Raw genomic sequence first — 23,791 nt, forward strand, 5'->3', positions numbered from 1 at the left:
CCCCCCCCCCCGCGTCTATAAAATTATCCTCTTCCACATCATTTTGCGCCGTCATACATTGCAAATAGCTTGCGTAGTTTGATGTACTTATAGTCCACATACCGCGTTTATCGAACACGCTCATTTTCCAAATATGAAGAATAGTTTCTTTACTTAGAAAAATATGTCACAAATCACAAATTTCCGCCAAAGTGCCTAAATTTCTAGAATATTTAGTATCTTACATCACAAAAACTTCTATAAATCTTAAATTTTTTGTGATCTGAAACAAATTTTATGGAAGTGCACTACCAAAATCTCTCTGCATTTCCGACCACTACAATCTTCAACCACGTAAACTATAGATACAGTTACGATTCAAAACACACAGATAACAAGAATCTAACCTTAATATCAGCATATATTCTGCCAAGTATATACTTATACCTGACATATATTGTTGATTACAGATTAAGGTTCGCCTATGTAATTCTTTGCGTCTGTTGTGCTCAGTAACGCATCCCGGAATTTGCTCTGATAGGCAAACAGGGAAAGACAGTATCACTACATCTCAGACATTTAGGATTATCATACGTGGCAAGCTCAATTTCTAGACGTCGTGTTATTCAGGGCACCACATGGGCAACCCCCATTGTTATCGCCAGCTCCGCCGTTCCTGTATACGCATCATCCCGCGAAAAATGCGTTCCCGACATTTCTGTCCCGGTTAACCAGAACCTCACTAATGATGGGTCATCTACCCTAGAAGCTTTCACCATTCCTGCTGGTGTTGAAACCGTTACTTTCCGCATTACTGGCGGTGTGGGCGGCTCTTACCGCGGTCTTGCAATGCATGGTTCCGGCGGCCGAGGCGCACTCATTACTGGGACTCTTGCGGTCAAGGAGAATGACGTTCTCAAGTTTGTTCTTGCTGGGGGCGGCGCCTATAACCGCGATAAGCCAACGGAACCAGGTAAGGGCTGGGCTAACGGCGGTTCACACGGACCATCCTACAAAACGACCGACGCACGCACCGTTAAATTCTTTGAAGGCCCCAACACTGCCGAGGAATACTACGGCCCTACGGGCGGTGGCGCATCTGCGGTATTCCTCAATGACAAACTCATTGCCGTCGCCGGTGGAGGTGGCGGAGCGGGAACTAGGTTCTACTCCTACACCGTATGGAACGATATGCAGTCCGGCCCCCAGCCCAAAGAGTTTCTCCCTCTCGTTCTTGAAACAACCGAAGCTGCCCAAGGCGGCAGCGGCGGCGCTGGAAACGGCGCAAATGGCAGCTCATTCTCTGAGATCTACAAGTTCTTCCCTGGTCCCAGCATAAGAGCAAACGGTGGTTTTGCGGGAGAGAATGGTAAGGGTGGTGCTGGCGCAGCAACAGGTGGTCTGCGCAATATGGATTCCAATGCTTCCATTGTTTTTGCAACTAACGATGAAAACGACGTATTTTACGAGGATGTAGCTGGCAAATCGGGTGAAGACGCTACCCTTGACAGAAATAGCCTCGGCAATAACGGCGGCACAGGTGGTGGCAGCGTAGTTGGTCGCGCCTTTGTCGATAACCGTCAGTTTACCCACAAATATCTGCACCAGGGCGCGCTTGTGCACTCCTCAACCGGTGGCGGGGGTTACGGCGGGGGCGGCTCTGGCTCCGTAACAACCGCAGGTGCTTATGCTTCTGATCAGCGCTGGGTTAAATACGACCGAGGCGGCTGGGCTCCTGTTGGTGCTGCCGCTGTGTCTGGCGGCGCGGGTGCGGGCGGTTCATACCTAACCCATGACGATGCTCTCCTTGAAGGGCAGATCCTACCGGATCTGGCCACCCGTCCGGCTACTGCTTTGAGCCGTATTAACGCAGTAGCAGAACTTTCTTGGTGCCGCCTCCCCAACAACGAGGACCCCAAGAAAGAAAACTCGGATAATAAAGACAATAAAGGTGAGTAAGTAAAGACAACGCCGAATAGCATATGATGATGCTTACGCGTTACGGTGCTCTCTAGAGATAAGGCTTTGCATGTGTAGAATTTTGACCATGCAAAGCCTTATCTCATATACCCCAAATAAGTAAAACTTTACATCAATACTATTTCGAATCTGACTTCATGCGTGTATCGCAAGCCATAAATTTTATCAAAAATAACTTTACTAATAAATCATTTCTAGATGCTCCCTATATCAAAATCTCTTCTCATGCATTTCATCATGCTCCCTCATTCACTACATGACACATTCTTAATATTTTTACTCGATATCATTCCGTAAGAGGTTGAGAGATTTGTAAATATCACATCAATATTGACGTAAAATAGTGAATTTTATAATATTCTCAACTTTGGAAATACATTTCACAGAGAAAATACTCTATAATCCTTAAATAATCCATGCGCTTCAAATGATCGTACTATATCTATCCTCGAAAGACACCGCTACACAAAATAACTTAGGACTTTCTCATCTCCGCAGAGCAGTTTCATATCAGAGGTTTAACAGCTCTGGCTGATAAATCTGCAGAGATACCAAGGATAATGACACCTATCGCCTACTAATGACAGTGGTGATAATGCCATCATTCGATAGTGCGTCAAAAATAGCGCTAAGATTTTCATATCACTCACATATCAAACACTGGAAGGACACAATGAAGCATTCCATATCTCGCCGCAACGTTGTGAAAGGTGCTGCGTGGGCTACTCCTATGGTCGTAGCAAGCGCTTCTGTACCAGCTTTCGCATCATCACTATGCACCCCAGGTATTACCCTGGATGTACCCACTAACACTACGACAAACGGTGATTCTGTAACCCACACCTTCACCGCTGGCAATATTGAAGTCATGACCTTCACCCTTTTGGGTGGAGCTGGTGGTACTTATCAAGGCAATGCCCGCGATGGCCACGGTGGTTCTGGTGCTCTTGTTACCGGAACCCTCGATCTTAACCCAACCGATGAGGTAACCTTCATCATTGCTGGCGGCGGAGGCCCATATAATAATACCCCGTCTACACCGGGTAAAGGCTGGGCTGACGGTGGCTCTCATAGTGAAGCGATCATGGATGAAAATGAGTACACGAAGCGGTACAAGGAGCATTCTAGCAAGAGCCTAATAAACGAGCTATATGGTCCTACTGGCGGCGGTGCATCAGCAATCCTCTTGAATGGTACTCCTATTGCTATTGCTGGCGGCGGCGGCGGTGCAGGGGCTCGCCAGATTTCGCGTACTTCTTGGAATAAGGAGTTTTACGGTCCGCAGCCCGAAAGCTTTAAAGGTCTCAAATTTAATACAGGCGATATGGCAAACGGCGGTTCTGGCGGACGTGTGGGTGAACGCGGCGGCAGCTACCAAGAAACCTACTTGTTCTTCCCAGGACCTGCCCTCAACATGAACGGTGGTCTTGGCGGCGGTAATGGGCAGGGCGGAGCAGGTGCACCTGCAGGTTCTTTGTCTGATCCGAAGAGCAACAGTGCTATTTCCTTTGAGGGTTCACAAGAGCGCTACTTATTCAGCCAAAACGTTGCCGGTAACGCAGGTGCCGATGCTACCCTCACAAAAAATTCCCAAGGAAATAATGGAGGTCAAGGCGGTGCAGGCGTGGTTGGTATCGGTATGGCTATTACCTGGTACCGCACAAGTGATCTGAACCAGTGTTCCATTCTCCACGGCTCAACCGGCGGCGGTGGATACGGCGGCGGCGGTAGCGCGTCAGTGACTACTGCTGCCGGTTATGGCGCGGATCAATCCTACGCCTCTGTCACAGGTTGGGTTGATGGGAACTACATCGAGGGGGGATACTGGTCACCAGTTGGCTCAGCGGCGTTCTCCGGCGCAGGTGGCGGTGGAGGGTCCTACGTCGATACCTCTCGCGTCTATGACTCCAATATAACTATTGGTAGCAACATTGGTAAGCCCGGTATGCGTGTGAATGGCGCGGCAACCGCTGTTGTATGCCGTAATTTCACAGCAGACAAGAAGACCAAGTAAATAAAGTACGGTGCGAAATACTTGTACGTATTTCGCACCGTATTTCTTTCCCTATAATACGTGTAACTAGGAATCTACACCTTATACGTTGATTGTTCCGTCCTCCTTACTGCACTTTGCAAATCTTTATTCAACTTCTCAAGGAGTTAATCCCATGAAAGCAAATTCCTCCCCTTTCTTATCTCGTCGAACTCTTGTACAGGGGTCGGCGTGGGCTGTCCCCCTCGTGACAGCAAGCGCTACCATTCCCGCTTACGCATCATCGGTGGAATGTGAATATGGCGGCTACGAACAGGCCTTTGCAAATACCTCAGCCGACGGTACGTCGCGTACATATACTGTAACGGTAGATAAGAAAACTAAAGCCTTCAAATTTTCTATTACCGGTGGCTCTGGAGGCTCGTACCAGGGGTCTGCCCAAGGTGGCATCGGGGGTGCGGGAGCCACAGTCTCTGGTGCTGTCAATGTCAATGAAGGTGACGTTATCACCTTCATTGTGGCCGGTGGAGGCGGCCCTTATGGTTCTACTGCTTCTACACCGGGACGCGGTTGGGCAGACGGTGGTTCCCATGTTGGTGCATATATTGGCACTAATAGTCAGGTACAAAGGTTTCAGGAGCATCCAGGCGGATTGATGGAGTTCTATGCGCCTACGGGCGGAGGCGCATCTGCGGTTCTTCTCAACGGTACTGTTATCGCTATCGCTGGCGGTGGCGGTGCAGGAGGCGGTCGCCAGACGCTTTATACGGACTGGCGAGAAGATAGCCTTGGACCTCGCCCAGCAGACTTTAAATCCCTTTATTTCACTCCGGGTACCGTCGCTAATGGTGGTACGGGAGGCTCTGGCGACACGAACGGCGGTAGTTATGAAGAAATATACCACTATTTTCCAGGTCTCGGACTCAAAATGAATGGTGGACTTGGTGGCCGTGACGGGCGCGGAGGTGCTGGCGGCGCTGTTGGCGGTACCGTTAATACACGGAATATCACTTCGGTTTCCTATGAGAATAATGCCGAGCATTCCACAATAAACCAGTACCTTGCGGGTAACATGGGAGACGATGCACGTCTAACGGGTAATGGTTCCAACGGTGGTACTGGGGGTTCCGGTATAGTCGGTATCGGCATGGTGAACACGACGAATTCATCCGATGAAGAAGTTAACCAATGTTCTATTCTCCACGGCGCAACCGGTGGTGGGGGTTATGGAGGCGGTGGTTCAGGTTCGGTAACTACATCGGGCGGCTACATCACCGATCAGAGCTGGACTCGTGAAACATATGGACCGTGGACTACCCGTACATGGTCTCCTGTGGGTGCCTCTGCTTTTTCGGGCGGCGGCGGCGCAGGCGGTTCATATGTAGATAGCTCGCAAGTCTATAACTCTAATATTTCTTCAGGCACGACTCCGGGTTCCCCAGGTCGTCGTGTTAATGGAACCGCTGAGTCTTCGCTGTGCAAGCTTTCCTAACGCATTAAGTACGCACATGTAAGCGAATCTGACTTCTTGCACTACCATAAAACTATCGCGCTCTGCCTTAAGAGGTGGGGCGCGATAGACTATACACACGATAAGTTTATAGGTATGAAAGAAGGTTCACCGTTGACCATTTCTGCACTTCCTCAAGTTGAATACCGCCAAGGCACTGTCATCAAACATGATGGATACGAAATTATCGACCATTGGTTTCAGGTTCCGCTCACTCACGGCCTGATTTTTTCCAAAGGGCGTGATGCCGCGCTATCTTCACGTTTTGCAGATCAAAGCATCAAAATTTTTGCTCGTGAAGTCATCAATACAAGCGAGACTCTGACTCTTCCCGTCGAGAAGCGTCCCTATATCGTCTATCTACAGGGCGGTCCTGGGTTTGGTTCTCCTAAGACCGGTTCCATTGGCGGGTGGATAGCCGAGTTGGCTAAAACTCACCGCGTTATCCTGCTGGATCAGCGTGGCACCGGTATGTCTTCTCCCCTATCCGCACGCAACATTACAGCGGTGGGTGCCCCCCAGATTCAGGCCGAATATGTTGAGCTTTTTCGAGCAGACTCCATCATCGCAGATGCGGAAGCTATACGCGAGGTCTTACTCGCCGACCGTGAGGACAAGCGGTGGTCAACCACCGGCCAGTCCTTCGGCGGATTCTTGACCCTGTCTTACCTGTCCTTCGCCCCACAATCACTGCGTGATTCGCGGATTACTGCGGGTTTGGCGCCAATTCGCACCACAGTAGACAACGTGTACCAGCATACCTTCGATCGTATGGCGGAGCGCAACAAGGAATACTATGAGTGGTTCCCCGAGGATGCAGTTCTCGCTACTCGCATCGCAGAGCATCTGCGCACCCACGAAGAGTACCTTCCCACGGGTGAGCGCCTGACCGACCACCGTTTTCAGATGGCTGGTCACTATTTAGGTGGGCGCTGGCGCGAGCGCGGTCTGCACTACTTCTTAGAAACTGCTTTCGCTGAAGGAGACGATCGCCTCTCAGATCAGTTCCTCTCATCTATGAGCAGCGAAGTTTCTTTCCTGGCAAATCCTCTCTATGCCCTTATGCATGAGACTATCTATGCAGATGGTCCCGCTGACGGTACCTTGCCGGGCATTGCGGGTTATGAGCTCTCACCTTCGCCTGCCCCCACTAATTGGGCAGCGGCACGGGTAGCGGCACAGCGCCCCGAGTTTTCGCCTGAAGCCGATACTCTCTTCTTCACGGGCGAGCACATTTTCCCGTGGTACTACGAAGAAGATCCTGCCCTGCGCACTCTGGCAGATGTTGCGCAGATTCTTGCGGAGAAGAAAGATTGGGGTCGACTCTACGATCATGAGCAGTTGCATCGGAATGAGGTTCCGGTAGTTGCTGCAGCTTACAACCCAGATATTTATGTGGATTTTGAGAACTCAATGGAGACAGCCCGCTGGGTTGGTAATACTCAGGTATGGACCTCGAAAACTCATCATCATGATGGTTTTGGTTCCGATCCACTTACTATTTTGGGCCATTTGAAGAATATGCTAGCAGAGGTTCATAATCAGTAAATTCTTCGTGAACACTAAAATCCGGTACAGCTTCGTAAGAAGCTGTACCGGATTTTAGTATTTCCAACCCTATATTTTAGTGAGCAACGGTAAAGCGAACACCGGGATGTTTTGGGGTTTCCGCTTCATCAAGTAGAGCAACAGCAAAATCTTCAGCACTAATCTCAGTACCAGCAGGAGTGTCAAGCGATACATTGTATTTGCCGGTGCGCTCACCGGGACGGATAAGAGGTGCGGGGGAAAGCAACGTCCAAGCTAGCCCGTCGGATGCTCGGTATTCTTCAAGGATCTGGCAGAAAGCTTTGGCTTCATTTTTGTATGCCTCGGGGAACCCAGCGGTATCAACGAGACGCACGCCATTTTCGTCCATGAGGGAACCGGCACCACCTACAATCAGTAGACGGCCAGCAGGCTTGGCTGCAATTAGCGCCTTATGAGCGTTGATAACCGGATCTGCAGAAGTACCGCGACCGGCAGAAACAGCAATAATGGTAACGTCGTGACCGTTAACGATTGAGACAAGTTCGTCGGTGTTAGCTAGATCAACGATTTTGCTTTCTGCACCCACCGGGTACAGCGTTACCAGAACGGCTGTATGCATCGACCTGATGCCCGCGCGCAACTGCCTCTGCCACAGTGCGCTCCCCGACCATACCGGTTGCCCCAATAACCGCGATGTTCATCTGTATATCCTTTCCTGTTTCCAAACACGCCAGCTCGGATTTTTGTCTTGTACTCCCCCAGCTTGCCGGGCTTCCGAGACAATAGTATCCTTTAGTAACCAGATACCTCAAGGTAACTATAGAAACTTTCTCAATTTTTGGACTGGAAAGTAGTTATGGCTGCAACTCTAACATCACGTAATGGAGCCCCCGCCAATATTCTGGCTAGCGCGTGTCCTTCACGTACTGTATTGCGACATCTTACGGACCGCTGGACTCCTATGATTGTTGCTGTTCTTGCCGATCAGCCAAGTGCTCGTTTTGGGGAGATTAAGGATCATATCGAAGGGTTATCCCCCAAAGTTCTTACCCAGACTTTGCGCTCCATGGAGCGCGATGGCCTGCTCACCCGCGCGGTCACGGCTTCTATGCCACCACGTGTAGATTATTCATTAACTCCGCTTGGTAATACACTTATTGCCCCGATGAATGCTTTACGCCAGTGGGCAGAAACTAATATGGATGCAGTTCTCGCCGCCCGCGAACGTTACGATCAGAACGTTGTTGCCTCATAGTTTTCCCTAGGCAGGAAGCATCTACCCCGCAAATTCAAAGCAGGGTGAGGTAATTCCGATTGCTCGGGCTACGACTTTATCGCGCCGTTTTTCTTCCGCGGCAACAGTAATAACAGTTTCGAGGCGGTAAAGCCCTTCCTGAGCAGTTACATAAACCTCATGCGCAGACACCTGCCCGCCAAGAGGAACAGAGGTTGATTTGTTAGTGTTCTGCCTCGGCTTTGTCGTATAGGTATGCCCACTGTTACGCACCTGGACCCCATCAGGGTCATAGAGGTAAACATCTAACTTGACGTCACCTTTGCCTTTGCGCCTACCATGGTCTGCGTCATGTGCCGCTACAGAGTATTTAAAAGAATACCGACATCCTGGTCGTAGCTGAGCTTCTGAATCGTAGCCAGCACGGTACGCCGTGCGCAAAACAATACTCGCTTTTTCATTGCCTGCTGCGGTGCTTTCCGACATCCAGTATTCCTGCCCACCAATAATTTTTATCCCATTCGAGGCAGGCGATATCAGTTCCCCGGATGCAGGATTGGAGATAGACCACCGCTCCAGCTGGGCAAAACTGGGCCCAGGTACATCTTCACAGCCGGAAGCTGCAAAAGCTGGTACTGTCACTGCTGACAGCACTGCAGGTACCGCCCAGGCTATACCTTTAGTAACAGTGCGGCGATTTGCCCTGTAATCGCAGCTCTGCGACGCACCGGTTCGCACAGGTATTGTTCCTTCTTTCAAGTTTTGATGACCACCTAAACCCTTATGGAACAAGAACACATCCGGAGTGTAGATATACGTGTAAATCTATGCATATGCACTACGACATTATTATCTTTCTGTGCATGTACAAGGTTATGCAAAATAATCTACTTTACATTGGCTCAAAAATTGGCACAGTAAAGCCAAGACCACGATTCTGGACTCGACGAGACTCCAGGCCCTCGGCAGGAACGTCAAAGACAGCCTCAAACCTATAGACTCCAGGAATTGCTTTGAGAGTCCATTCTTGTGCCTGTATATCTTCACCTAAGGGAACTGAAAGAAACCCCCCAGGTTGTCCAGCGGGGTCAGTGGTATATCGAAGAGTTTTTCCGTTAATAAGTTTTCCTCGAGGATCTCTCAGGGTAATAGTTACTTTAGGATTACCGCGGTATTCTCCAGAAGCTGCTCGTGTTTCTATAGCCGTCATATAGATACGTACACGATACATACCACATTCAGTATTTAAAATACTGCTGTCATCAGTTCCTGATTCAAACCCCGCAGTAATCCTAATAGTAGCGGGTTCTTCGCCTAAAGCAGTTGTATTTGAAATCCAATATTCTTTTCCATGAAACGTGCTCGGACGATTAGATCCAGCGGACTTGAGTTTTCCTCTGTCTGGATTCTTAATGGCCCACGAACCCGCCTGGCGAAATCCAGGGGCGCTCTTAGGATCACATCGGGATGCAGCAACTGCGGGAACCGCTGTAGAAGCGACCACTATCGGGGTAGCCCATGCGACGCCCTTAGCCACAGCACGTCGATTAATAGATATTGACTTATTTCTGGGCAAAAGCTTCTCCTTGAATGCCTACGCATATCTTGTGAGTGAGTGTAATTGCTTCTCTGCTGATAAGTAATTATAATGCGCAAATTCCTATACATCTGTGAAGCGAAAATGACGCATATCTTCATCGAAGCAATATTCTAAATTTTAGGGCAAAACACAATATCTCAACAAGTATAAGGTTGAACCTTTATATTTTCATTCTTAATAAGACATTACGCATGCCCAGCTTCTCGCATCTGCCGAAATTCTTTTTTGAGATCGGTAAGTTCATCACGTAAACGTGCCGCTAACTCAAACTGCAGGTTTTCTGCAGCCAGACGCATCTGCTCACTCAATTGTTCGATAAGTTCCAACAGATCCTCAGCAGGCTCAGCTGCGAGACCATCGGCGCGAACACGGTCTTGAGCTTTGGCAAGAAGAGCATCCGACTCTGGAGTACTTGCTACGATCTTCGAAGAAGTACTTGACCCTGTCTTCGCTCCGGCTTCAACTGTTCGAGAACCTTTCTTACCGCTCTTGCGTAATTGCAAAAGCTCATGGGTGTCTTCCTCTTCGCGAGCGAGAACATCTGTAATATCCGCAATTTTCTTCCTCAGAGGCTGCGGATCTATGCCATGCTCCCGGTTATACGCCTGCTGAATCTCTCGACGACGGTTCGTCTCGTCAATAGCAGTACGCATTGAATCGGTGACAGTATCTGCATACATATGTACCTGCCCCGAGACGTTACGCGCTGCACGACCAATCGTCTGGATGAGCGAGGTCGTCGAACGTAAGAATCCTTCTTTATCAGCGTCCAAAATAGCCACCAGTGAAACCTCAGGAAGGTCCAGTCCCTCACGAAGCAGATTAATACCTACCAGAACATCAAAAGTGCCCATGCGAAGCTCACGTAACAGCTCTACGCGTTTGAGAGTATCTACATCGGAGTGCAAATATTGCACACGTACTCCATGCTGCACCAAATACTCGGTCAAGTCTTCTGCCATACGTTTGGTTAGAGTCGTCACCAAAACACGCTCGTCGCGTTCAGTACGCTCTTGAATTTGTTCAAGAAGGTCGTCAATCTGCCCCTTCGTAGGCTTTACAATAATCTCTGGGTCCACCAGTCCTGTTGGACGAATAATCTGCTCAACATAACCATCAGCCTGCGAAAGCTCATACTTGCCGGGAGTAGCCGAAAGATAAATAGTTTGCCCTATGCGCTCTAAGAATTCATCCCATTTTAGAGGGCGGTTGTCCATGGCAGAAGGCAGACGGAACCCATGTTCCACGAGCGTACGTTTACGAGACATATCGCCCTCGTACATGGCGCCGATTTGAGGTACCGTCACGTGTGACTCGTCGATAATAAGCAGGAAATCATCGGGGAAATAGTCTAACAGACAATGCGGAGCCGAACCTGCTGAACGACCGTCGATATGGCGTGAATAGTTCTCAATACCACTGGTGAACCCCATCTGTTCCATCATCTCAAGGTCATAGGTGGTACGCATACGTAGCCGCTGTGCCTCCAGAAGCTTCCCCTGAGATTCTAGCGTTTGTAGACGTTCCTGGAGCTCGTCTTCGATAGAGGCAATAGCGCGAGCCATGCGCTCAGGACCGGCAACATAGTGGCTCGCTGGGAAGACATACATCTCGTCTTCCTCTCGAATAACCTCACCCGTGAGCGGGTGCAGAGTATAGATAGCTTCAATCTCATCGCCGAAGAATTCAATACGAATAGCATGCTCTTCGTACATAGGGATGATTTCGACAGTATCGCCCCTCACCCGAAAGGTTCCACGGTGAAAATCCATGTCATTGCGGGCGTACTGCATATTCACGAATTGGCGCAGCAGATCATCACGATCTATCTCATCCCCGCGCTTAAGAGTGACCATCTGCTCCACATATTCTTCGGGCGTACCCAAACCGTAAATACACGAAACAGTCGAGACCACAACAACATCGCGGCGAGTCAAAAGGGAATTCGTAGCAGAGTGCCGCAGGCGTTCTACTTCTTCATTGATTGAGGAGTCTTTCTCAATAAAAGTATCCGTCTGCGGAACATAGGCCTCAGGCTGATAGTAGTCATAGTATGAGACGAAATACTCGACCGCGTTATTGGGCAAGAGTTCACGTAGTTCATTGGCTAACTGGGCAGCAAGAGTCTTATTCTGCACCATAACAAGCGTAGGGCGCTGCACAGATTCGACCACCCATGCCGCCGTAGCAGATTTACCGGTGCCGGTGGCACCCATCAGAACGATATCTTTTTCACCGTTCTCCACGCGCTCAGTAAGCTCAGCAATAGCCTTAGGCTGATCACCAGCTGGCTGATATGGACTGACAACTTCAAAAGGGGCTACGACTCGTTTAATCTCCGGAGCAAGACTCATACATCTATTCTAGTTGATGTATTCGAGAAATCAGAGGGTTTCACTCTAGGAAGATGTATGCCACCATCTAAGAAATTAATGGGTTTCATATTCCACACGATCCAAACTTGATACTTATTTAACTACAGCTCCCGATAGCTGCATGAAATCTCGTACTGTCATGGGCAGGTAACCATTTAGCGCTCCCATGAGAGCGGCGAGCGTATTGTCTTCGTCAGCTTTCATTGGAATGCCGACCGCAGGCATAGTAATTCGTTGCTTATAAAGATCGAGTACGGCACAAACCGTGCGCCCTGGAACATCCAGAACGTGAAAATTACCGCGATGTGCAACCGGGCGAATATTTTCATCCGGGGTAATAATCAAAGATCGCAGATCTGGCGCAACCCGAGAATCAAACCGTGGAGCGCCATTTTGCGACGGTGCATTACAGGTATCATCCTCATCAGTGCTCTGAGGAAAGCACTCACCTACAAGAGCCGTCACTACGACGTACCGCGTCCCCATTTTCATGGCGCGGTGCACGTTAATTTCAGCGTACTCTTCAACACGGTATCCCAGCTCAAGCCCACATCGAATATCGTTCTCTGAATCTTCTACTTCTTCATCCCAGAAACATGAGAAGCAAGTATCTGGTGCACCCCGCTCTATGGTATGCACGCGTTGGTAGTCATCGTCGAGGAGCATAACAGATAGTTCATACCCATCAGGAATTTCACGTATACCTGTAGCACTCAGCGCCGCAGCTTCATTGGAGTTTCCCAACGGAAAAGTTTCCCACAGACTGGGTATAAAGGGGTTAACTGCACCATCGAGCGCTGGGTTACATGAGACTGGCTGAGGTTCAGTTTCCATAGGCCGATAAAAATCTTGAGGCGGCATGGTCACAATTAGTCCACGCATCTTAGGTGCCAAACAGAGCTCTAGGGCTAGGAGTAGACGGGCAGCATGAGCACGAGTTATCACAGGGACCTGGATGATATGCAGCATACGAGAATTATCTTGAGAGATTTTCTCCCCCACGCCGCGAGCTGCGTTGGAATACTGATTATAGAGGCGAACTAGGGTTCCTTGAGGAAGATTTTCGCCTACTTCTTGAAGAGTGACTGCTATACGTTCAATTTCAGAAGGAAAAGCACGGCAAATACGGTTAAGCTGTTGCGCAAAATCATGCGGCCGCTGCGTCAACACGTTCAGGAGCGTATCTAGGTTACCCTGCGCATAAGCATTGAGAATCTGCTCAACAGTCGCAGGTTCAACATCGGGTTTAGACGTATGTGTGACGGAGCTATGCTGTTCAGAGTTAAAATGCACGGGAAAATTCTCGGCTTTCACTTGCGGTATATGTGGCAGACAATGCTGCACCGTATTCAACGTACCACAATCAGCACCAAGATACTATGCCTAGCCTAGTTTAAAATTTAGGGTATGCTCCAAATCTAATATGGCTAGGCTAAAAACAGGGAATATCTACCCACCGGGTATCGCCCCATACGATATTTTTCCGACCAGAAGTTATTGCTATAACACGTTCCTGTGCCTCGCGCTTCTTCTGCTCCCGGTCGAAAACACCTAGAGAGATCTGGGCGCCGTCTACAAGATAATCCGTACCTAATACTTCAATTCCTGATGCCCGAATCTCATTCTCCACTCGCCCAACCTCAGCCAGAGAAACTAAAACGGTGCCTACCCGCATCCGTTCCCGAGAATCAAAATGGGCGTTATCGAGAGTCTGCACCACCGCATCGGTATAGGCGCGCACCAATCCGCCAGCGCCCAGTTTGATACCCCCAAAATAACGCACAACAACGGCCACAAGATCAGAAAGATCAGTACCGCCCTCATCGATGCGTGTCTGGCGTGCTAAAAGAGCTTGAAGCATTGGAATTCCTGCAGTACCGGCAGGCTCGCCATCGTCCGATGAACGTTGAATTTCACGGTCCGCTCCAAGAACAAATGCTGAACACACATGACGGGCATCGTGATAGCTCTTCCGAAGCGAATCTATGTAAGCACGTGCCTCATCTGTTGTGTATACGCGTTTAACATGACCAATAAATTCGCTACGCTTAATCTCAAGAAGACTCTCATAGGGTTCTATTCCATGCAATACTGTGTATCGTTGTGTGCGGGATTCTTGGAACATTTGAGTACTCACAACTACTATTCTAGGGGTTTCATGGACGTTACACAGTACCGTCGCTACGCTCTGACAGGCGGCATTGGAAGCGGTAAAAGCACAGTCGCGCGGATGTTCAGGGATCTAGGCGCCGTTATTATTGATGCAGATGCGATCTCGCGTGAACTCATGGAGCCTGGGCAGGAAGTCCTCACTCGCACAGTCACCCTCTTCGGAGAGTCCGTCCTCAATGCAGACGGAACCCTTAATCGCGCTCGTTTAGCGGAACGTATCTTTGCCCATGACGCAGAGCGAGAGAAACTCAATGCTATTGTGCATCCCAAAGTTCGTGCTCGCGCCGCTGAGCTTGTTGACGATGCAGTAAACTCCCCCAACTTTTCGGGCATTATCATTGACGATATTCCCCTCCTGGTTGAGACTCAACGCGCTGCAGAGTTCGACGGTGTCATTGCGGTACAGACAGATCTCCCCATTCGTCTAGAGCGACTTAGCAAAAATCGGAATATGTCTTATGCAGAAGCTCAAGCACGCATTTCTGCTCAAGCCACCGACCAACAGCGCTCCGCCATTGCTCGGTGGGTTATTACCAATAGCGGATCTCGTGATGATACTCAAGCACAGGTTCAAAAGGTCTGGGACGAGCTACGTGCTGAGGTCTAGATCTGTACGTGAGAAAAAGCGCACAAATACTACATGAGGGTTCCCCAGGTTTGGGGAACCCTCATGCGTGATACTTATACTCTAGAACTAGAGGCTACTACATAAACGAGTAAACCTTAGTTGCCAGTCAGCTTCTTACGCAGTTCTGCTAGAGCCTCGTCAGATGCGAGAGTACCAGCGGAAGACTTCTCATCGGAAGAGTAAGATGATGCGGGTGCTGGCTCAGCTGCGGCAACGGGAGCAGCAGCGGCTGCCTCTGCGTCAGCTTCAAGTGCTTTAGCAACCTGAACCTTGTGTGCCTCGAAACGAGCCTGTGCTTCTGCATATTGTGCTTCCCAAGCCTCGCGCTGTGCGTCAAAGCCTTCAAGCCATTCGTTAGCTTCGGGATCGAAGCCTTCGGGGTACTTGTAGTTGCCAGCTTCATCGTATTCAGCTGCCATACCGTACAGTGCGGGATCGAACTCAGTAGCGTTGGGATCAACGCCTTCGTTAGCCTGTTTGAGGGACAGGGAGATACGACGACGATCCATATCAATATCAATGATCTTGACGAAGAGCTCTTCGCCCACCGAAACAACCTGCTCTGCCAAATCAACATGGCGCACAGCAAGCTCAGAGATATGAACCAGACCCTCAATACCGTCTTCAACACGAACAAACGCACCGAAGGGAACGAGCTTAGTAACCTTACCGGGTACAATCTGACCCAGAGCGTGGGTGCGAGCAAATGCCTGCCACGGATCTTCCTGGGTAGCCTTCAAGGACAGCGAGACACGCTCACGATCCAGATCAACCTCAAGAACTTCAACGGTTACAGGCTGACCAACTTCGACAACTTCGGAGGGGTGGTCGATGTGCTTCCAGGAGAGTTCGGAAACGTGAACCAGACCGTCCACGCCACCCAAATCGACGAAGGCACCGAAGTTGACGATAGACGATACAACACCTTCGCGTACCTGGCCCTTTTCGAGCTGGTTGAGGAAAGTGGAGCGAACCTCGGACTGAGTCTGCTCAAGCCATGCACGGCGAGAGAGAACAACATTGTTGCGGTTCTTGTCAAGCTCGATGATCTTAGCTTCGAGCTGCTGACCGATGTAGGGTGCAAGATCGCGAACACGACGCATCTCAACGAGGGATGCGGGCAGGAAGCCTCGCAGACCAATGTCAAGGATAAGACCGCCCTTGACAACCTCAATAACGGTACCGGTGACGACGCCGTCGTTTTCCTTGATCTTTTCGATGTCGCCCCATGCACGCTCGTATTGTGCGCGCTTCTTGGAGAGGATCAGGCGACCTTCCTTGTCTTCCTTAGTCAGGACGAGAGCCTCGATTTCATCGCCAACTGCGACTACTTCACCGGGATCTACATCGTGCTTGATAGAAAGCTCGCGAGAGGGAATGACGCCTTCGGTCTTGTAACCGATGTCGAGCAGAACCTCGTCGTGATCAACCTTAACAACCTGACCGGAGACGAGATCGCCATCGTTGAAGTATTTGATGGTCTCGTCAACTGCCTTGAGGAATTCTTCCTCGTTGCCGATGTCGTTGATTGCGACCTGAGGGATGTTGGTGCTCATGTAGTTAGGGCTCCAATTGGATTAATAATAGGTCGACGTCTCCGGCAAGTTTGCGAGCGCTCACTTACTGTTTCCTACTCAAAGCAGAGAGGTGACGTCGAGTCTGACGGATACTTACCGCGCGTATCATCCGGAAGATGCGTAGGTACATGCCTCTGGTGCATAGGGATGCTGATACACGCGATTACTAGTGTACGTGTTTTTCGGGCGTGTCGTCAATGAACGACGCGCATCGATGCGGGTATTTCTTGCACTATTCTGTGTGCAATATATTCCGAATAAGTCCGACGGCATCGTTCATCTCTCTTCGCGGCTTCTGACTAGTGTCCGGCTTCTTCCCAGGACTTGCCCCAGCCAACTTGCACGTCGAGAGGAACCTTCAGCTCAATAGCTTCACTCATCTCCTCTACTAGGATGCGCTGCGCTGCTTCGCGTTCACCGACGGCAACTTCGAGGATAATCTCGTCGTGAACCTGCAAGAGCATGCGGGTCTTGAGATTCTCTTCTTGAAGTCGGCGGTGAATGTTAATCATTGCGATTTTAATGATGTCTGCAGCTGTCCCCTGAATTGGAGCGTTGAGGGCAGCTCGTTCGGCTGCCTCACGTCGAGTTCGGTTTGGAGAGTCAAGATCTGGCAGTGAACGTCGGCGCCCATAAATAGTTTCGGTATAACCGTCGTTATGAGCCTGTTTGACGACCCCGCGCAGGAAACGCCCCACACGACCAAATCGTTTGAAGTAGTTGGTACGCAACTCCCCTGCCTCATCGGAACTAATATTGAGCTGCTTTGCGAGACCAAACCGAGAAAGACCGTATGCCAATCCATAAGACATTGCTTTAACTTTCGCACGCATCTGGGGTGTCACCTCTTCGGGGGCAACCCCGAACACCTCAGAGCCAACGTACCGATGCAGGTCTTCACCATCCGCATAAGCCTGGATTAATTTCTCATCGGCGGCAAGATGCACCATAATACGCATCTCAATCTGCGAGTAGTCGGCGGTGAGCAAACCTTCATACTCTACACCGTCTAAAACTTTTGGAGCCACGATAAAGGCACCGCGGATACGTCGTCCTTCATCAGTGCGGATTGGGATATTCTGCAGGTTCGGTGCCGTCGAGGAAAGACGCCCCGTTGATGCAGCATTTTGCTGGAAAGTAGTGTGTACACGACCATCTGTGACTGCCGCTTTTTGTAAACCTTCGACAGTCTGCTTGAGCTTGATATTATCTCGGTACGCCTGGAGCGCAATCAAGAATTGAGCACCATCTGATTCCGGCGATACTTTGGTCAACAAGTCAGCCACAGATTCTGAATCCGTTGAATACCCGGACTTAATTTTGCGGGTCTTCGGAAGACCGAGCCTCTCAAAGAGTACAGTTTGGAGCTGTTTCACAGATGCCAGGTTGAGGGGCTCACCATTGACGTCACCGCCAATAAGTACTTTCGCCTGTTCCTCGGCCATGGATGCGCGTGAGCTAAACGTATCATTAAGCTCGTTTAGTAAGGCATCTGAGACAGCGATACCCGCCTGCTCCATATCAGCCAGAACGTACAGAAGCGGCAGCTCAATATCTTCATAAATCTTAAGCTGGCCCTGTTCTTGCATTTCGAAGTGCAGAATACGCGCCAGTTCGTGAATAACCCGTGAAACCTGGGTAAAGTAACGTAGGTTCTCTTCACCAGGCATCTCAAAAAGTGAGGGTGCTTCCTCTGGGAAGACAAGTTCACTGAATTCCTGTTGGGGAATCCAAAGATATTTCTCAGCTAAATCCTCAATACGTTCAGCAAAGAGCCTACGATTCGCAGCTGCTATGTATCCGCACATGTACGAGGATAACGACGGATCTTCGATGGCTCCATCGAGTTTATACCCGTACTCACGTAAGAGTTTCCGCTGATTTTTGAGATCCATCACGATCTTACGCATTTGAGGGTCAGAAACCCACTCCGCGAATGCTGAGGCGAGATCTTCGGAAATATTCGTCAGGTTGATCCACAGCGACGATTCTTTCGAGGTCAGAATAATTCCTCGCAGTACCGGATTCTCTTCAGCAGCACGAATCTTAGTCTTGGTAACTTTCACACCTTCACGAGCTACAGGCACATCAATCACAGGGAAGAGCGTAACCGCGCCTTCAAGCCTTTCGGGGACCTCTATGGCATTCCCCGATGCGTCACGCCCATACCCAACGTGGGTTGCATGCTCGCACCATGCACGAAAATCTGCGGCCGATGTCACGGTGATCGAATCATCGGTACGAATCGGCTCAAAGGTGGGACCACTCGGAACCCCGTTATCTGTCATGGGTTCTTCACCTGCGGTACGAGCTTGCGCGCCCAAAGCACGTATGACAGGCCCTAATATATCCTGGGCCCGCTTACGAATAGTGCGGAATTCCACTTCATCGAAGAACGTTTCAAGCTCCTGAAGGTCCGGAATAAACCGCATTTGATCGAACTCAATATCCAAATTGAGCGTGTCAACAAGCTGGTTGAGGCGACGGTTCCTGCGCACATTCTCAATGTTTTCGCGCAGAGCCTCACCTTTTTTACCTTTGATGTTCTCGCTATTAGCAAGTACACCTTCAAGATCACCGTACTCGTGAAGCCATTTAGCAGCAAAGCCTGGTCCAACTCCGGGGACTCCAGGCAGATTATCGGCTTGCTCACCGGTGAGCGCAGCGAGATCCGGATACAGCCGAGGTGGTACTTTTGTTTTTTTCTCAACCGCTGCAGGATCCATACGCTGAATACCTTTGGAGGGACCAGTCGTTACGGGATACAGCAATGTAACATCGTCCGTAACAAGCTGGAAAATATCGCGGTCTCCTGAAAGAATGAGCACTTTGTATTGAGCTTCTGATCCCTGCCGTGTCAGGGTCGCGACGATATCATCTGCCTCATAATTCTCCTGGGTGAGCGCCGGGATTTTCAGAGCTCCGAGCATCTTCTTGATGAGATCAAGCTGCCCGTCGAAGGCTTCAGGGATAACGTTACGACCGCTCTTATATTCGCTGTATTCCTCCGTGCGAAAAGTACCACCGGGCAGATCGAATGCCACCGCAATATGGCTAGGGTTATGGTCTTTAATAATGTTCAGCAAGGTAGACAGGAAGGCATGAACTGCTTCCGTATGCTGCCCGTCGCTTCGCACAAAAACATGGTTTCCCGTTTTCTCTGCCATTGTATAAATGCCAAAGAAAGAGCGAAGGGCCAGTGAATGTCCATCAATAAGGAGCAGGGTATTTTCTGAGTTACTCACAATCCCATTCTAGAGGTTTTCGACGGCGGGAGTGATAGTGAACGCAACACGCCTGAAAACTTCTAAAAGGCCTAGTACCGGCTAGGCGTTTTCATGTCATGAACGTCTGTCCTGTCGCTGGATAAACATATTCATTCACGCTAGGATATAACTCTATACTTGAGTGTTCCCTGAGAATACCGGGGATGAGCGGCATGGATCTTATCGGTCCCAACACACATAGGAAATTATGAAACTACTCAAAAAGATCCCTCTCCTTGCCTGGATTGTGATTGCAATTCTTGCAGGTGTTCTTATCGGTGCTACAACTCCTGGGATGATCGGTGGCATAAATAGCGGGCTGGGTATCTCTATCCCTACCGATGTTGTAGTTCAGATCTTTGTCTCGTTCTCTACTGTTTTCAGTGCGTTCCTGAGCTTCTCTATCCCGCTTATTATTATCGGTTTTATCGTTCCAGGAATTGGTTCGCTAGCCCAAGGTGCAGGTAAGATGCTGGGCATTACCGTAGCTCTGTCATATCTTTCCAGTATTGTTGCTGGATTTTTAGCTTTAACGGCGGCACTATTCCTGTACCCTATTTTGTTGAAGGGGCAACGGTTAGAATCTTTTGATAACCCTGAAAATGCACTCTCGACAGGATACATCAAGTTTGAGCTTGACCCCATTATGGGAGTGATGAGCGCACTTATTCTGTCCTTTATCCTAGGTCTGGGAATAACAGCCCTCAAGACTCGTAGCATGCTCAATCTCTTCGAGGATTTTCAAGTTATCATTGAGAAGCTTCTCAGCTACGTTATTATTCCGCTTCTACCCATCCATATCGTGGGTGTCTTTGCGAATATGACCCTTGCGGGCCAGGTTGCTAAGATTCTTTCGGTCTTTGGCATGGTATTCATTATGGTCATTATCTTGCACTGGGTAACGCTAACGCTACAGTACACAGTTGCCGGAAGCGTTTCAAAACGCAACCCGTTTAGGATGCTCAAGACCATGATGCCCGCCTATTTCACGGCCATTGGAACTCAGTCCTCAGCAGCTACCATCCCGGTAACGGTTCGATCCGCGAAGAAGGCTGGTATTTCTCCTCGCGTGGTTGATTTCGCTATTCCGCTATGCGCTACCATCCACCTTTCCGGTTCTATGATCACGATTACTTCATGTGCAGTCGCAGTCCTGTATATGACTGGGCAAAACCCCAATTTTGCCTCGGTAACTCCAGTAGTGCTTATGCTAGGCATTATGATGGTCGCGGCCCCGGGCGTACCCGGCGGAGGCGTGATGACCGCCATTGGGCTGCTGGAGTCGATGCTTGGTTTCAATGAATCCATGATCGCCCTCATGATTGCTCTGTACCTTGCGCAAGACTCTTTCGGTACCGCAACTAATGTCACCGGAGATGCCACCATTGCAACGTTTACCGAACGTATCTCTAAGATATTGGGAGTTGATCCAACTGCCGGGATTAGCGATGAAGACATCGAAAAAGCAGAAGCAATTTCGGCATAGCCTTGATCTAAACGACGGGGTGCGCGTCCAGAAACCTTGGATGCGCACCCCGTTATTCATATGGAGCTTTACTTACACCTTACTTATTCCGTACGAGGGCTTCGCTAATATGCTGACATCCTTTCCAACCCCAATAGATGCGATGGTTCACAATAAGCCCATCAGATATTTCCATGAGCTCTAAGATATCTATTTGTTCTCCTTCAGGAGTTTCTCGCGGATATTCCCACACCAAAGTTTTCCCATTAGTCAGATACTCCCCCGTGCGGTACCAACGTACAAGTTCATTCGGACGACGGTGGGTGCCCTCTTCCAGAAAATGCTTAATCGCTTCTCGTCCCCGCAAAACTCCGCCGCCAGCTCCGGGAATTATTGCTGGCACGAGGGGGCTTTCAAAAACTGCGTCCTCAGCATAAAGGCTGAGCAGTCCTTCAGTATCACGGTTTTTAGCGTACCGATGCCATTCTTCATAGATACGTGCGTGATCATCCATATTCTTACACCTTCCAAAGCAGGAATCTCGTTTCTTCTCAATCCCGACAAACACATACTTTATAAGAGCTCTTTTTCTACTCCACCCTATCACTGGGAGTACACTTGAAGGCATGACTGAATCTACCCCTAAACTATCTGCTGACCTTGTAGCGCAGCTCAACGAGTACGGTGTACCCGCAGAGGCTCATAAATTCTTTCCGAAGGGTTTGGGAGAGCTAATCCCCCGTATGGGAATTATCTTTAGTGAGCTAACTGCTGAGCGAGCTGTGGCATCCATGCCTGTGCAGGGGAATACCCAGCCTGTCGGTTTGCTCCACGGAGGTGCCTCGGCTGTTCTTGCAGAAACTCTTGGTTCATTAGCAGCAGGTATTCATGGAGGAGTTGATTCCATAGCCGTTGGGGTAGATCTCAATGCAACTCACGTGCGCCCCGCTATTAGTGGCCACGTTACGGGAATCTGTACGGCAGTTAAGCTGGGACGTACCGTTTGCGTACACACTATAGAGATTATGGATGAGTCCGATCGAACTATTTGTACAGCTCGTATAACTAATATGATCATTCCACGACCCTAAAGCAGACATATAGAGGATTGATATGGCGCGCCAACCGTATTCCAAACGCTATCCAAAAATCGTCCGTGCAAAACGTATTACATTGCCCTTAGCCATAGCTGTTCTACTGGTATGTTGGGTTGCCGCTATGGGAAATCCAGGAAGTTTCTGGTGGTTAGGACTTTTCATAGCAGCCGGCGTTTTACTCTGGGCTGGGTCCCCAACAGCACGCCCGATTAAAGGTCCTCATAGTAGTGATGACGATGACGACATAACCCGTATAATGCGACGCTAATACATTCATTTCAAGGCTGTCGTGAGCAAATAAAAGCGTAAAGCAGGAGTGTGGATTTTCAGGACAACAAGAGTCTTGTTGTCCTGAAAATCCACACTCCTGAATTTTATATTCTAGAGCAGCAGCTAATCATCGTTTGGGACTTGACACTAAGGTCCCAAGAATATTACTCAGACAGCTGCTTGATAATAGTATCGGATACCTCTCGCATAGAGAGGCGACGGTCCATTGAGGTCTTCTGAATCCACCGGAATGCCTCAGGCTCGGTGAGGTTCATTTTGGTGATAAGCAAAGACTTGGCACGATCTACGAGCTTTCGAGTCTCAAACTGATCACGAATAGTTGTAACCTCTTTCTCTAGCGTACGCAGCTGTTCATATCGAGAAAGCGCCACCTCGATAGCGGGGAAAAGGTCATTAGGAGTAAAGGGCTTGACCACATATGCCATGGCCCCAGCTTCAACAGCACGATCCACCAGCTCTTTCTGGCTGAAAGCGGTCAGGAGCACCACAGGCGCTATTTTTTCCTTTCCGATTTCCTCGGCGGCTGTAATACCGTCCATAATCGGCATTTTGACATCCATGAGCACCAAATCGGGATGGTGTTTTTTGGCAAGCTCGATAGCGGTTTTACCATTATCGGTCTCTGCCACGACCTCGAACCCTTGGTCCTTCAGGATTTCGACGATGTCCAGGCGAATCAATGCTTCGTCTTCGGCAACCACAACGGTGCGCGCCGAGACCTGCTCTCCCTCGTGTTCGTGAGCGGTCTTCTCTGACATAACTCTCTCCTTGGTCTATTTTCAGTCGCCTTTATTCTACAGTAGTTAATAAAACTTCATCTACTGTATAAGGTTGAAATTTGTATGTTTCTCGTCTAGGTGCAAAACTATCGTCGAGGATTCAAAGAATACTGTGGATATTTCTTGCTCTTTGTAATTCGATTTTCTGCCAATCGATAGGGTAGAATCTTATGCGTACCTTTGAGTGCAAGCCCGAGTGGCGGAATTGGCAGACGCGCCTGACTCAAAATCAGGTTCTTCGGAGTGTGGGTTCGAGTCCCACCTCGGGCACATTGACTAAACTCGTCTCGACCATAGTTATGGCTTTGAGACGAG

Annotated in this window: 18 protein-coding genes and 1 tRNA gene; 9 read left to right on the plus strand and 10 right to left on the minus strand. The window is 49.5% G+C overall.

Annotated features, from left to right (window positions below; all coding sequences use genetic code 11):
* Positions 1 to 573 precede the first annotated feature (573 nt).
* From HMPREF2609_RS04030 to HMPREF2609_RS04045, 4 genes are all read left to right on the plus strand, one after another.
* Positions 574 to 1,938, plus strand: a complete 1,365-nt coding sequence (locus HMPREF2609_RS04030; RefSeq protein ID WP_048754325.1) for a hypothetical protein — start codon at positions 574 to 576, stop codon at positions 1,936 to 1,938.
* A gap of 694 nt (positions 1,939 to 2,632) precedes the next feature.
* Positions 2,633 to 3,973, plus strand: a complete 1,341-nt coding sequence (locus HMPREF2609_RS04035) for a hypothetical protein (RefSeq protein ID WP_239661842.1) — start codon at positions 2,633 to 2,635, stop codon at positions 3,971 to 3,973.
* A gap of 154 nt (positions 3,974 to 4,127) precedes the next feature.
* The gene (locus HMPREF2609_RS04040; protein ID WP_070448653.1) at positions 4,128 to 5,444 is read left to right on the plus strand and encodes a hypothetical protein; all 1,317 of its coding nucleotides are present in this window, start codon (positions 4,128 to 4,130) and stop codon (positions 5,442 to 5,444) included.
* 114 nt (positions 5,445 to 5,558) lie between these two features.
* The gene (locus tag HMPREF2609_RS04045; RefSeq protein ID WP_048754323.1) at positions 5,559 to 7,010 is read left to right on the plus strand and encodes an alpha/beta fold hydrolase; all 1,452 of its coding nucleotides are present in this window, start codon (positions 5,559 to 5,561) and stop codon (positions 7,008 to 7,010) included.
* A gap of 76 nt (positions 7,011 to 7,086) precedes the next feature.
* Here HMPREF2609_RS04045 and HMPREF2609_RS04050 read toward each other — a convergent pair whose 3' ends face one another.
* Positions 7,087 to 7,611 carry an NAD(P)-dependent oxidoreductase gene (locus HMPREF2609_RS04050; RefSeq protein ID WP_246825564.1) on the minus strand — a complete coding sequence of 175 codons (525 nt, stop codon included), beginning with the start codon at positions 7,609 to 7,611 and terminating at the stop codon, positions 7,087 to 7,089.
* A 237-nt stretch (positions 7,612 to 7,848) separates the two neighbouring features.
* On the opposite strand from HMPREF2609_RS04050, the gene HMPREF2609_RS04055 reads away from it, so the two are divergent.
* Entirely contained in the window at positions 7,849 to 8,247 is a 399-nt protein-coding gene (locus HMPREF2609_RS04055) for a winged helix-turn-helix transcriptional regulator (RefSeq protein WP_048752271.1), read from the plus strand.
* A gap of 21 nt (positions 8,248 to 8,268) precedes the next feature.
* Here HMPREF2609_RS04055 and HMPREF2609_RS04060 read toward each other — a convergent pair whose 3' ends face one another.
* The 5 genes from HMPREF2609_RS04060 to HMPREF2609_RS11105 all read right to left on the minus strand — a co-directional run bounded on the left by HMPREF2609_RS04060 (position 8,269) and on the right by HMPREF2609_RS11105 (position 14,326).
* Positions 8,269 to 8,964 carry a hypothetical protein gene (locus HMPREF2609_RS04060; protein WP_070535130.1) on the minus strand — a complete coding sequence of 232 codons (696 nt, stop codon included), beginning with the start codon at positions 8,962 to 8,964 and terminating at the stop codon, positions 8,269 to 8,271.
* A 154-nt stretch (positions 8,965 to 9,118) separates the two neighbouring features.
* Positions 9,119 to 9,802 carry a transcriptional initiation protein Tat gene (locus tag HMPREF2609_RS10555; protein WP_083296690.1) on the minus strand — a complete coding sequence of 228 codons (684 nt, stop codon included), beginning with the start codon at positions 9,800 to 9,802 and terminating at the stop codon, positions 9,119 to 9,121.
* A 209-nt stretch (positions 9,803 to 10,011) separates the two neighbouring features.
* Complete coding sequence (gene uvrB / locus HMPREF2609_RS04065) at positions 10,012 to 12,180, minus strand: excinuclease ABC subunit UvrB (RefSeq protein WP_070535132.1); 2,169 nt, start codon at positions 12,178 to 12,180, stop codon at positions 10,012 to 10,014.
* A 114-nt stretch (positions 12,181 to 12,294) separates the two neighbouring features.
* Positions 12,295 to 13,494, minus strand: a complete 1,200-nt coding sequence (locus tag HMPREF2609_RS04070; protein ID WP_246825565.1) for a hypothetical protein — start codon at positions 13,492 to 13,494, stop codon at positions 12,295 to 12,297.
* Positions 13,495 to 13,633: 139 nt separating this feature from the next.
* The gene (locus tag HMPREF2609_RS11105; protein WP_371326039.1) at positions 13,634 to 14,326 is read right to left on the minus strand and encodes an IMPACT family protein; all 693 of its coding nucleotides are present in this window, start codon (positions 14,324 to 14,326) and stop codon (positions 13,634 to 13,636) included.
* Positions 14,327 to 14,359: 33 nt separating this feature from the next.
* On the opposite strand from HMPREF2609_RS11105, the gene coaE reads away from it, so the two are divergent.
* Positions 14,360 to 14,980, plus strand: coding sequence for a dephospho-CoA kinase (gene coaE / locus HMPREF2609_RS04075; protein ID WP_246825566.1), 621 nt, complete (start codon positions 14,360 to 14,362; stop codon positions 14,978 to 14,980).
* 116 nt (positions 14,981 to 15,096) lie between these two features.
* Here coaE and rpsA read toward each other — a convergent pair whose 3' ends face one another.
* Both rpsA and polA read right to left on the minus strand, forming a co-directional pair.
* Positions 15,097 to 16,557, minus strand: a complete 1,461-nt coding sequence (gene rpsA, locus HMPREF2609_RS04080) for a 30S ribosomal protein S1 (RefSeq protein WP_004004572.1) — start codon at positions 16,555 to 16,557, stop codon at positions 15,097 to 15,099.
* A 320-nt stretch (positions 16,558 to 16,877) separates the two neighbouring features.
* Positions 16,878 to 19,823: a DNA polymerase I gene (gene polA / locus HMPREF2609_RS04085; RefSeq protein WP_080972532.1), complete on the minus strand. Its 2,946-nt coding sequence runs from the start codon at positions 19,821 to 19,823 to the stop codon at positions 16,878 to 16,880.
* Positions 19,824 to 20,052: 229 nt separating this feature from the next.
* Between polA and HMPREF2609_RS04090 the strand changes: the two genes are divergently transcribed.
* On the plus strand, positions 20,053 to 21,330 hold the full coding sequence (locus HMPREF2609_RS04090) for a dicarboxylate/amino acid:cation symporter (protein WP_048754319.1): 1,278 nt from the start codon (positions 20,053 to 20,055) through the stop codon (positions 21,328 to 21,330).
* 79 nt (positions 21,331 to 21,409) lie between these two features.
* On the opposite strand, the gene HMPREF2609_RS04095 is transcribed toward HMPREF2609_RS04090, so the two are convergent.
* The gene (locus tag HMPREF2609_RS04095) at positions 21,410 to 21,823 is read right to left on the minus strand and encodes a nuclear transport factor 2 family protein (protein ID WP_037230878.1); all 414 of its coding nucleotides are present in this window, start codon (positions 21,821 to 21,823) and stop codon (positions 21,410 to 21,412) included.
* Positions 21,824 to 21,935: 112 nt separating this feature from the next.
* Between HMPREF2609_RS04095 and HMPREF2609_RS04100 the strand changes: the two genes are divergently transcribed.
* The gene (locus HMPREF2609_RS04100; protein WP_048754318.1) at positions 21,936 to 22,400 is read left to right on the plus strand and encodes a PaaI family thioesterase; all 465 of its coding nucleotides are present in this window, start codon (positions 21,936 to 21,938) and stop codon (positions 22,398 to 22,400) included.
* Positions 22,401 to 22,840: 440 nt separating this feature from the next.
* On the opposite strand, the gene HMPREF2609_RS04105 is transcribed toward HMPREF2609_RS04100, so the two are convergent.
* Positions 22,841 to 23,455: an ANTAR domain-containing response regulator gene (locus tag HMPREF2609_RS04105; protein WP_048754317.1), complete on the minus strand. Its 615-nt coding sequence runs from the start codon at positions 23,453 to 23,455 to the stop codon at positions 22,841 to 22,843.
* Positions 23,456 to 23,666: 211 nt separating this feature from the next.
* On the opposite strand from HMPREF2609_RS04105, the gene HMPREF2609_RS04110 reads away from it, so the two are divergent.
* A tRNA-Leu gene (locus HMPREF2609_RS04110) sits at positions 23,667 to 23,746 on the plus strand.
* Positions 23,747 to 23,791: the final 45 nt, after the last annotated feature.

The organism is Rothia sp. HMSC058E10 (genome assembly GCF_001809415.1).
Lineage (GTDB): Bacteria > Actinomycetota > Actinomycetes > Actinomycetales > Micrococcaceae > Rothia > Rothia dentocariosa.

What these genes read in the sequence shown, in the direction of transcription:
- uvrB (WP_070535132.1), bottom strand. Translation starts at nt 12,180, where the DNA reads ATGAGTCTTGCTCCGGAGATTAAACGAGTCGTAGCCCCTTTTGAAGTT.
- HMPREF2609_RS04100 (WP_048754318.1), top strand. Translation starts at nt 21,936, where the DNA reads ATGACTGAATCTACCCCTAAACTATCTGCTGACCTTGTAGCGCAGCTC.
- HMPREF2609_RS04090 (WP_048754319.1), top strand. Translation starts at nt 20,053, where the DNA reads ATGAAACTACTCAAAAAGATCCCTCTCCTTGCCTGGATTGTGATTGCA.
- HMPREF2609_RS04055 (WP_048752271.1), top strand. Translation starts at nt 7,849, where the DNA reads ATGGCTGCAACTCTAACATCACGTAATGGAGCCCCCGCCAATATTCTG.
- rpsA (WP_004004572.1), bottom strand. Translation starts at nt 16,557, where the DNA reads ATGAGCACCAACATCCCTCAGGTCGCAATCAACGACATCGGCAACGAG.
- HMPREF2609_RS04035 (WP_239661842.1), top strand. Translation starts at nt 2,633, where the DNA reads ATGAAGCATTCCATATCTCGCCGCAACGTTGTGAAAGGTGCTGCGTGG.
- HMPREF2609_RS04095 (WP_037230878.1), bottom strand. Translation starts at nt 21,823, where the DNA reads ATGGATGATCACGCACGTATCTATGAAGAATGGCATCGGTACGCTAAA.
- HMPREF2609_RS04045 (WP_048754323.1), top strand. Translation starts at nt 5,559, where the DNA reads ATGAAAGAAGGTTCACCGTTGACCATTTCTGCACTTCCTCAAGTTGAA.
- HMPREF2609_RS11105 (WP_371326039.1), bottom strand. Translation starts at nt 14,326, where the DNA reads ATGTTCCAAGAATCCCGCACACAACGATACACAGTATTGCATGGAATA.
- HMPREF2609_RS04040 (WP_070448653.1), top strand. Translation starts at nt 4,128, where the DNA reads ATGAAAGCAAATTCCTCCCCTTTCTTATCTCGTCGAACTCTTGTACAG.
- coaE (WP_246825566.1), top strand. Translation starts at nt 14,360, where the DNA reads ATGGACGTTACACAGTACCGTCGCTACGCTCTGACAGGCGGCATTGGA.
- HMPREF2609_RS04105 (WP_048754317.1), bottom strand. Translation starts at nt 23,455, where the DNA reads ATGTCAGAGAAGACCGCTCACGAACACGAGGGAGAGCAGGTCTCGGCG.
- HMPREF2609_RS04050 (WP_246825564.1), bottom strand. Translation starts at nt 7,611, where the DNA reads ATGCATACAGCCGTTCTGGTAACGCTGTACCCGGTGGGTGCAGAAAGC.